General features: G+C 72.6%; 11 protein-coding genes and 1 rRNA gene. 8 read left to right on the forward strand and 4 right to left on the reverse strand.

Going from position 1 to position 9656, the window contains the following annotated elements:
• Positions 1-74 precede the first annotated feature (74 nt).
• Complete coding sequence (locus tag ABD358_RS20975; protein ID WP_344632636.1) at positions 75-1223, forward strand: GAF domain-containing sensor histidine kinase; 1149 nt, start codon at positions 75-77, stop codon at positions 1221-1223.
• Entirely contained in the window at positions 1216-1857 is a 642-nt protein-coding gene (locus ABD358_RS20980) for a response regulator (protein ID WP_344632637.1), read from the forward strand. The genes ABD358_RS20975 and ABD358_RS20980 overlap by 8 nt, the downstream gene beginning before the upstream one ends.
• A 16-nt stretch (positions 1858-1873) precedes the next feature.
• On the opposite strand, the gene ABD358_RS20985 is transcribed toward ABD358_RS20980, so the two are convergent.
• Positions 1874-2656, reverse strand: a complete 783-nt coding sequence (locus ABD358_RS20985; protein ID WP_344632638.1) for a hypothetical protein — start codon at positions 2654-2656, stop codon at positions 1874-1876.
• Between the two features lie 108 nt (positions 2657-2764).
• Here ABD358_RS20985 and ABD358_RS20990 point away from each other — a divergent pair, with 108 nt between their 5' ends.
• From ABD358_RS20990 to ABD358_RS21005, 4 genes are all read left to right on the forward strand, one after another.
• Positions 2765-3556, forward strand: a complete 792-nt coding sequence (locus tag ABD358_RS20990; protein WP_344632639.1) for an ABC transporter ATP-binding protein — start codon at positions 2765-2767, stop codon at positions 3554-3556.
• 22 nt (positions 3557-3578) lie between these two features.
• Positions 3579-4001 (forward strand): NfeD family protein, encoded by a 423-nt coding sequence (locus ABD358_RS20995; RefSeq protein WP_344632640.1) that lies wholly within the window; start codon positions 3579-3581, stop codon positions 3999-4001.
• Positions 4002-4071: 70 nt separating this feature from the next.
• Positions 4072-5028, forward strand: coding sequence for an SPFH domain-containing protein (locus ABD358_RS21000; RefSeq protein WP_344632641.1), 957 nt, complete (start codon positions 4072-4074; stop codon positions 5026-5028).
• A 126-nt stretch (positions 5029-5154) separates the two neighbouring features.
• Positions 5155-5922, forward strand: coding sequence for a sulfite exporter TauE/SafE family protein (locus tag ABD358_RS21005; RefSeq protein WP_344632642.1), 768 nt, complete (start codon positions 5155-5157; stop codon positions 5920-5922).
• Between the two features lie 21 nt (positions 5923-5943).
• Here ABD358_RS21005 and ABD358_RS21010 read toward each other — a convergent pair whose 3' ends face one another.
• From ABD358_RS21010 to ABD358_RS21020, 3 genes are all read right to left on the reverse strand, one after another.
• Positions 5944-6453, reverse strand: a complete 510-nt coding sequence (locus tag ABD358_RS21010) for an HNH endonuclease (RefSeq protein WP_344632643.1) — start codon at positions 6451-6453, stop codon at positions 5944-5946.
• A 389-nt stretch (positions 6454-6842) separates the two neighbouring features.
• Positions 6843-7382 carry a YbhB/YbcL family Raf kinase inhibitor-like protein gene (locus ABD358_RS21015; protein ID WP_344632644.1) on the reverse strand — a complete coding sequence of 180 codons (540 nt, stop codon included), beginning with the start codon at positions 7380-7382 and terminating at the stop codon, positions 6843-6845.
• Between the two features lie 158 nt (positions 7383-7540).
• Entirely contained in the window at positions 7541-8323 is a 783-nt protein-coding gene (locus tag ABD358_RS21020) for a sporulation protein (protein WP_344632645.1), read from the reverse strand.
• 133 nt (positions 8324-8456) lie between these two features.
• On the opposite strand from ABD358_RS21020, the gene ABD358_RS21025 reads away from it, so the two are divergent.
• Positions 8457-9128, forward strand: coding sequence for a DNA-3-methyladenine glycosylase (locus ABD358_RS21025; RefSeq protein WP_344632646.1), 672 nt, complete (start codon positions 8457-8459; stop codon positions 9126-9128).
• A gap of 444 nt (positions 9129-9572) precedes the next feature.
• Positions 9573-9656 (forward strand): 16S ribosomal RNA (locus tag ABD358_RS21030); the annotation flags it as partial.

Here is a 9656-nt window from a genome sequence, read left to right on the forward strand (position 1 = left end):
TACGACCCGCGCCCGGCACGGGCAGGGACGGCGGGCCGATCCGGCCCGCGCGCCCCGGCGAGTACGGTGGGCGCATGGTCCCCAGAACCGGGCTGGCGGCCGTCAGCGCCGCCCTGCTCGCCATGAACCGGCGCCTGGAGGTGCGCGACGTCCTCCAGACGATCGTCGCCTCCGCCCGCGAACTCCTCGGCGCCGAGTACGCCGCGCTCGGCGTCCCCGACGACCACGGCGGCTTCGCCCAGTTCGTGGTGGACGGGGTCGGCGACGAACAGTGGAAGGCCATCGGCCCGCTGCCCCGCCAGCACGGCGTCCTCGCCGCCATGCTGCGCGACGCCTCCCCCCAGCGGCTCCCCGACGTCCGCCGGGACCCGCGGTTCGGGGGCTGGCCCGCCGCCCACCCGGAACTGGCGGACTTCCTCGGCATGCCGATCGCCGACGGCGAGGAGGTGCTCGGCGCGATCTTCCTCGCCAACAAGCGCCGCCCCGCCGGCGGGAACCCGAGGGACGGCCACGGCTTCACCGAGGAGGACGAGGAGCTGCTGCGCCTCCTCGCGGAGCACGCCGCCATAGCCCTCACCAACGCCCGCCTCTACGAGCGCAGCCGGGAGCTGACCATCGCCGGGGAACGCGCCCGCATCGCCCACGAACTGCACGACGCCGTCTCGCAGAAGCTGTTCTCCCTGCGGCTCACCGCCCAGGCCGCCGCCGCCCTGGTCGACCGCGACCCCGGCCGCGCCAAGGGCGAGCTGCGGCAGGTCGCCGCACTGGCCGCCGAGGCCGCCGACGAACTGCGGGCCGTCGTCGTCGAACTGCGCCCCGCCGCCCTCGACGAGGACGGCCTCGTCGCCGCCCTGCGCACCCAGGTCCAGGTCCTGGACAGGGCGCACGGCGCGTCCGTCACCTTCGACTGCGACGGGGTGCGGGCGCTGCCCGCCGCCCAGGAGGAGGCGATGCTCAGGGTGGCGCAGGAGGCCCTGCACAACGCCCTGCGCCACTCCGGAGCGGAACGCGTCGCGGTGACCCTCGCCCGCCGCGGCGCCGCCACCGTGCTGCGGGTGGCCGACGACGGCAGCGGCTTCGACCCCTCCGCGGTGCGCCGCGCCGGCCGCCGCCTCGGCCTGGTGTCGATGCGCGACCGGGCGGGCGGGGTCGGCGGCACCCTGACGGTGGAGTCGGAGCCCGGCAAGGGCACCGTGGTCGAGATGGAGGTGCCCTGTGGCTGACGGGATCAGGGTCCTGCTGGTGGACGACCACCAGGTCGTCCGCCGGGGCCTGCGCACGTTCCTGGAGGTCCAGGACGACATCGAGGTGGTCGGCGAGGCCGCCGACGGCGCCGAGGGCGTGGCGCGCGCCGAGGAACTGCGGCCCGACGTCGTCCTGATGGACGTGAAGATGCCCGGCACCGGCGGCATCGACGCCCTGCGCGCCCTGCGCGAGGCGCAGAACCCCGCACGGGTGCTGGTCGTCACCAGCTTCACCGAACGGCGCACCGTCGTCCCCGCCCTGCGGGCCGGGGCCGCCGGATACGTCTACAAGGACATCGACCCCGACGCGCTGGCCGCGGCCATCCGCTCGGTCCACGCCGGCCACGTCCTGCTGCAGCCGGAGGTCGCCCAGGCCCTCCTCTCCCAGGAGGGGACCGCCGGCGGACCGGGCCGCGGCACCGCCCTGACCGAACGGGAGAGGGAGGTGCTCGCGCTGATCGCCGACGGACGCTCCAACCGGGAGATCGCGCGCCGCCTGGTGCTCTCGGAGAAGACCGTCAAGACGCACGTGTCGAACATCCTGATGAAGCTGGACCTCGCCGACCGCACCCAGGCGGCGCTCTGGGCGGTCCGGCACGGCGTGACCGGCTGACGCCCGCGGAAGCGGCTCAGCGCCGCTCCCGCTCCTCCACGTACGCGTTGTACGCCGCCACCGTGGCCCGCCGCGCCGTCCGCTCCACCGGCCGCAGCGCCTCGGCCCGCGCCGCCATCGCCCCCGCGCTCACCGCGCCGCCGTGCTCCGGCCCGTACGCGATGTCCACCAGCGCGCCCACGCGCTGCGCCAGCTCCAGGACCCGCACCGCGCGCGGCGGGTAGCCCGGCGCCAGCAGCCGGCGGCCCGCCTCCGCCCGCGCCCGGTACGCCTCCAGCGCCGCCTCCGCCACCGGCCCCGACCCGGCCACGTCCAGCCGCGTCAGCGCCCCGGTCGCCTCGCGCAGCGCCTCCGCCAGCTCCCGCTCGGCCTCGCCCAGCGACGGCACGTCGGCGGGAGGCGCCTCCCGCACCGGGAGGCAGCGCCACACCACCTCCACGTGCACGTCGCCCCGCGGGCCGGCCTCGGTCACCTCCGGGACCAGTCCCAGAGCCGCGCCCACGGCGACCACCGCCTCCCCGGCGTCCAGGGCCAGGGCGTTGAACTCCGGCGGTCCGCTCAGGCCCAGCGGATGCCCCGGCGCGGGCAGGGCCAGCCGCAGCCCCCGCACCCCCAGGCCGCGCATCCGGCCGAGCGCGAGGGTGAGGCCGACCTCCCCGGCCTCGCCCGGCAGGCCCGACACCCGGTGGACGGCATCACCGCCCACGACGCGCGACGCGGCGTCGTCCGGTGGGACCAGTCCGGCGAACAGGGCATTTCCCCAGGCGGTCAGCCGCCCCGAGCGAGGTTCATCGAGCATGCCCCCAGCCTAAGGACAGCGAGGCGGCGGACGTGGCGTAGGTTTTCCCTGGGGACTGTGCCCACAGGCACAGACGACAGCAGCGACTGCAATGGGAGACAACGCGCCATGAGCGATGTACTGGAGCTGGTGGACGTATCCGTGGTCCGCGAGGGTCGGGCTCTGGTGGAAGACGTCTCCTGGTCCGTCAAGGAGGGCGAGCGCTGGGTCATCCTCGGCCCCAACGGCGCCGGCAAGACCACCCTGCTCAACATCGCCTCCAGCTACCTCTACCCGTCCTCCGGCACCGCCACCATCCTGGGCGAACGGCTCGGCAGGGTCGACGTCTTCGAACTGCGCCCCCGCATCGGCATGGCGAGCAGCGCGCTCGCCGAGAAGCTGCCGCGCGACCAGACGGTGCTCCAGACCGTCCTCACCGCCGCCTACGGCATGACCGCGGGCTGGCGCGAGCACTACGACCGGGTCGACGAGGAGCGCGCCCTCGCCTTCCTCGACCGCCTCGGGATGAACGCCTACCTCGACCGCAAGTTCGGCACCCTCTCCGAGGGCGAGCGCAAGCGCACCCAGATCGCCCGCGCGATGATGACCGACCCCGAACTGCTGCTGCTGGACGAGCCCGCCGCGGGACTCGACCTGGGCGGCCGCGAGGACCTGGTCCGCCGGCTGGGCCGGCTCGCCCGCGACCCGTACGCCCCCTCGATGATCATGGTCACCCACCACGTCGAGGAGATCCCCCCGGGTTTCACCCACGTGTTGATGCTCCGTCAGGGGAAGGTCCTGACCGCCGGACCGGTCGAGACCGAACTGACCTCCAGCAACCTCTCGCACTGCTTCGGACTGCCGCTGATCGTGGAGCACCACGGCGACCGCTGGACGGCTCAGGGTCTCCCGCTCGGGTGACCCCGCGCCCTACCATGACGGTGTGGACGCATGGGTGTGGTGGCTGATCGCCGCCGTAGGGCTCGGAATCCCCCTCGTGCTGACCGCCATGCCCGAGTTGGGCATGCTCGCGGTGGGGGCCGTCGCGGGAGCGGTCACCGCCGGACTCGGCGGGGGAGCGGTGGCGCAGGTGGCCGTCTTCGCGGTGGTCTCCACCGCGCTGATCCTCGTCGTCCGTCCCATCGCCAGACGCGCGCACACCGGGCGTCCGGAACTGCGGACCGGCGTCGACGCCCTGACGGGCCGTCAGGCGACCGTCCTGGAGAGGGTGGACGCCGAGGGAGGACGGATCAAGCTCGCCGGCGAGGTCTGGTCCGCACGCGCCCTCGACACGGACGCGGTGTACGAACCGGGCGCCCGGGTGGACGTGGTGGAGATCGACGGGGCCACCGCCGTCGTGATGTGATAGCGGGTAACCGCACGGTCACACAGTCATCGCAGTCAGCGCGACATCCATAGACGCAGGGGGAGACACGATGGACGCCATCATCATCGTGCTGATCATCCTGGTGGTGCTGGTATTCATCGCACTCATCAAGACGATCCAGGTCATTCCGCAGGCCAGCGCCGCGATCGTGGAGCGCTTCGGCCGCTACACCCGGACGCTGAACGCGGGCCTCAACATCGTCGTCCCGTTCATCGACACCATCCGCAACCGCATCGACCTCCGCGAACAGGTCGTCCCCTTCCCGCCGCAGCCGGTGATCACCCAGGACAACCTGGTGGTGAACATCGACACGGTGATCTACTACCAGGTCACCGACGCGCGGGCCGCGACCTACGAGGTCGCCAGCTACATCCAGGCCATCGAGCAGCTCACCGTCACCACCCTGCGCAACATCATCGGCGGCATGGACCTCGAGCGCACCCTGACCTCCCGCGAGGAGATCAACGCCGCGCTGCGCGGCGTCCTGGACGAGGCCACCGGCAAGTGGGGCATCCGCGTCAACCGCGTCGAGCTCAAGGCGATCGAGCCGCCGACCTCCATCCAGGACTCGATGGAGAAGCAGATGCGCGCCGACCGCGACAAGCGCGCCGCGATCCTCCAGGCCGAGGGCGTCCGGCAGTCCCAGATCCTCACCGCGGAGGGCGAGAAGCAGTCCGCCATCCTCCGCGCCGAGGGCGAGGCCAAGGCCGCCGCGCTCCGCGCCGAGGGCGAGGCGCAGGCGATCCGCACGGTCTTCGAGTCCATCCACGCCGGCGACCCGGACCAGAAGCTGCTGGCCTACCAGTACCTCCAGATGCTCCCCAAGATCGCCGAGGGAGACGCCAACAAGCTGTGGATCGTCCCCAGCGAGATCGGCGACGCGCTCAAGGGACTCGGCGGCGCGTTCGGCAACCTCGGCGGCACCGTCCCCGCCCCCTCCGGGAACTCCCCCGGCGACGGCGGCACCGGTCTGGCCAAGCGCCGCGAGCAGCCTCCGATCGACTGACCGCGGCCGGCGGCGGGCCGGGCCCACCCTCCCGCGCGGATCCGCACGCCACCCCCGGTACATCCGGGCAACGCCCCTCGGGCATGATCGGTGCACCGGACACCGAACGGCTGAGGGGCGTTGCACGTGGACATCTGGGAGGCGCTGGCGGTCCTCGTCGCCGGCATCGGTGCGGGCACCATCAACACGATCGTGGGCTCGGGAACCCTGATCACCTTCCCGGTGCTGCTCGCGGTCGGGCTGTCCCCGGTCACCGCGAACGTCTCCAACGCCCTGGGCCTGGTCCCCGGTTCCATCAGCGGCGCCATCGGCTACCGCCGCGAGCTGCGGGGGCAGCGGGACCGGGTCCTGCGCCTGAGCGGCGTGGCCTTCCTCGGCGGCCTGGCCGGAGCGGCTCTGCTGATCATGCTGCCGTCCACGGCGTTCGACATGATCGTCCCCGCGCTCATCGCCCTGGCCCTGGTGCTCGTCATCGCCCAGCCGCGCCTGTCCCGCGCGGTCCAGCGCCGCCGTGAGCGCAGCGGAGAGCCGGGCCACCCCCACGGCGGCCCCGTCCTCCTCGGGGGCATCACCCTGTCCAGCGCGTACGGCGGCTACTTCGGCGCCGCCCAGGGCGTCATCTACCTCGCCCTGATGGGGCTGCTCATCCGCGACGACCTCCAGCGCATCAACGCCGTCAAGAACATCCTCGGCGCGGTCGTCAACGGCACCGCCGCGGTCTTCTTCCTCTTCGTGGCCGAGTTCGACTGGACGGCCGTGGTGCTCATCGCCGTCGGCTCGGCGGTGGGCGGCCAGCTCGGCGCCCGCCTGGGACGCAAGCTGCCGCCCACCGCCCTCCGCGCGGTCATCGTGACCGTCGGGGTGGCGGCGATCCTCCAGCTCCTGCTGGGATGACCGGGCCGGGGACGGCCGCGCTCAGGCCGGCTCGGGCAGCGCCAGCCAGTCCGGCAGCGACTCGCCGTCGCGCAGCCCCAGCGCGAGGACCAGCGCGTCGGCCGGAGTGGGCTCGAACGGCTGCGTGAGCAGCCGCATCCCCGCCTGGGCAGGGGTGCGGTCCGCCTTGCGGTGGTTGTCCTCCGCGCAGGCCGCCACCGTGTTCAGCCAGGTGTCGCCCCCGCCGCGCGAACGCGGCACGATGTGGTCCACCGTGGTCGCCCGGCGCCCGCAGTAGGCGCACCGGTGCCGGTCCCGTACGAGCACGCCGCGCCGCGACCACGGCGCCCGTTGTCGGAACGGGACCTTCACGTATCTGCGGAGCCTGATCACCTGCGGTACCGGAAGATCGACGTGCGCCGCCCGCAGCCGCAGTCCCGGGTGGGACTGCTCGACGACCGCCTTGTCCCGCATCACCAACACCACCGCACGCCGCAGCGACACCGTCGACAGCGGCTCGAAACCGGCGTTCAGCACCAGCGTCTCGCGCATCTCACCCACCTTCGGGCCCGGCCCCGCCCCCCTGGCGAGGTGGCACCACTGTGCCGTTGCCCCAAGAGGTGAACAACGCAATTTCCCACGCCGTACGGGAGACGCCCACTGGCCGGCCATCGGGTGACGATCCGGGGAGACGGTTCGCGCACGGCACGGACGGACGGGAACGGACGGGAAGAGCCCCGGGACTTTCGGGGAGAAGCGGGCACGGGACGGCCGGCGCGCTGGTCCCGTGCCCGCAGACTCCGGTGGACGGCGCGGACGCGGAACGCCCCGCCGTCCCCGCGACCGCGGCGCCGGCTGCCCGGCGGCCGCTGTCCTTCCGGGGACGGCGGGGCGCGAAACCCTTCCCGCCGGCGGGGGCGCCCACGGGACGGCGGGAGACCTCAGTCCTGCGCCGGCACCTCGTACTCGCCGATCAGCTGGGCCCGGGCCAGCGTGTGGAAGCGCAGGTTGAAGCCGACCACGGCGGGCGACGCGTCCGCGTCCACCCCCAGCTTCTCGGTGTCCACGGCGTACACCGTGAAGACGTAGCGGTGCGGACCGTCCCCGGGCGGGGGCGCGGCCCCGCCGAAGTCCCTGGTGCCGTAGTCGTTGCGCACGTGCACGGCGCCCTCGGGCAGGCCCTTCATCTCGCCCGTGCCGGCCCCCGCGGGCAGCTCCGTCACGGTCGCCGGGATGTCGAACAGCGACCAGTGCCAGAAACCGCTGCCGGTCGGCGCGTCCGGGTCGAAGCAGGTGACGGCGAAGCTCTTCGTCCCCTCGGGGAAGCCCTCCCACCGCAGGTGGGGAGAGGTGTTCCCCTCGGCGTGCACCTGGTCGGGCTTCAGCCGGGCGCCCTCGGCCACATCGTCACTGACGACCGTGAACGACGGCACCGGGGGATGGAAGTCGTGGGGGAGCGGACGCCGCTTCTGCTCGGTCACGTCGGAACCTCCTCGGTAGCGCGACATCGATGCACCGTCAGCCTACCGATCTTCGCTCCGGCGCCCGGGAGGCCGCCGTGTCCGCCGGGCCGCGACGCCCGTGGGGGCGGCCCCGAGGGACCGCCCCCATGGGGCGAGCGCCGACCGGCGGACGCGGATCAGAACCAGTTGCGCTTGCCGCCGACCTCGGCCAGCCACTGGTTGAGGTAGGCGGTCCAGTCCGTCTGCCGGAAGTTCACCAGGTCCATGGTGAAGGAGCGGTACGTGTCGCTGCCCTCGCTGAACAGGCCGGGCTTCTTGTCCATCTCCAGGACGACGTCCATCTCGCGCTCGTCCGCGACGAAGCTCAGCTCGACCTGGTTGAGGCCGCGGTACTGCTGCGGGGCCAGGAACTCGATCTCCTGGTAGAAGGGCAGCTTCTGCCGGGTCCCGCGGATGTGCCCCTGCTCCATGTCCGCGCTCTTGAAGTGGAAGCCCAGGGCCGCGAAGGCGTCGAGGATCGCCTGCTGGGCGGGGAGCGGGTGGACGTTCACCGGGTCGAGGTCGCCGGAGTCCACGGCCTTGGCGATCGCCAGTTCCGTCTTCACGCCGATGTTCATCCCGGTCAGGTGCCGGCCCGCGAACATGGTGACCGGGGTCTCCCAGGGCACCTCCAGCCCGAACGGCACCGTGTGCACGGCCCCGGCCTGGAGCTCGAAGGCGCCGCCGATCTGCTGGCGGTGGAACTCGATGTCCCGGACGTGCTCCCCTTCGCCGCCCTCCACCTCGACTCTCGCCTGGAGTCCGACCGACAGCCCCTGGATCTCCTGGGCGACCGAGCCGCCCTGGATCCTCACCTCGCCCTGGACCACGCCGCCCGGCACCACGTTCGGCTCGGTCAGCACCGTCTCCACGGACGCGCCGCCGATGCCCACGCTCGCGAACAGCTTCTTGAAGCCCATGTTGTTCCTCCCCCAGGCCCTGGCCTGTGTGTCGCGTCGGACTCTGTAAACGCCGGCGGTCCGCCGGGCGGTTCCACCGTCCGGAACCTCCGTGCCCGGCCGCCACCCGACGGCTGCACTACGCTCGACCGGTGTGACCGCAGAGCAAGACCGTATGCCCCTGCCCCGTGACTTCTTCCACCGCCCCGTGCTGGAGGTCGCCCCGGATCTGCTCGGGCGCGTCCTGGTCCGCAACACCGAGGACGGCCCCATCGAGCTGCGTCTGACCGAGGTCGAGGCGTACGCGGGACGGATCGACCCCGGGTCGCACGCCTACCGGGGCCGGACCGAGCGCAACGCCGTGATGTTCGGCCCGCCCGGCCACGCGTACGTCTACTTCACCTACGGCATGTGGTACTGCCTCAACCTCGTCTGCGACGGGGAGGGGACCGCGAGCGGTGTGCTCCTGCGCGCGGGCGAGGTGGTGAGAGGCCGGGAGTCGGCCCGCAGACGCCGTCCCAAGGCGCGCAACGACAGCGAGCTGGCCAAGGGACCCGCCCGCCTGGCCACGGCACTGGGCGTGGACCGGGCCCTGAACGGCGCCGACGTCTGCGGGGACGCCCCCGACGCCCCCCTCCGGATCCTCACGGGCACCCCGGTCCCGGCCGAACGCATACGCACCGGCCCGCGCACGGGGGTGGGCGGCGAGGGAGCCGTGCACCCGTGGCGCTACTGGATCGCCGGCGATCCCTCGGTGAGCCCCTACAGGGCGCACCAGCCGCGTCGCCGGAAGACGGCGCTTGACGCCGGGGGAGCCGGGGTCTAACGTAGACCGAGCCGCTGGAACGGGACGAGGTCCTCGTGGCGACCGGTACGGTCACCCGAGCGAGAGGCCCGGAGCGGACAACCACCAGATGACGGATCCCCGATCGGGATCGTTTCCGCTTTTGCGGAAAGTCACTCGAATGGCTCGATTATGAGTCGCCGGAGAGATCCGCTAGAGTGGTGGACACACCGAAGGGAAGCGCCCGGAGGAGCCCCGGAAGGGGCGCCGAAGGAAGCGTCCGTTCCTTGAGAACTCAACAGCGTGCCAAAAGTCAACGCCAGATATGTTGATGCCCCGTCCCGAACCCGCCGCTTCGGCGGGGACTTCGGGTACGAGGTTCCTTTGAAACACAACAGCGAGGACGCTGTGCACCCCGGGATGATTCCTCCCGGCGGTGCCGCTCTTGGCGAATGCCCCGCCCGCTGCGGCGTGCGGGGGAAGACATTCACGGAGAGTTTGATCCTGGCTCAGGACGAACGCTGGCGGCGTGCTTAACACATGCAAGTCGAACGATGAACCTCCTCCGGG

Source organism: Streptomyces glaucosporus (assembly GCF_039533345.1).
Taxonomy (GTDB): domain Bacteria; phylum Actinomycetota; class Actinomycetes; order Streptomycetales; family Streptomycetaceae; genus Streptomyces; species Streptomyces glaucosporus.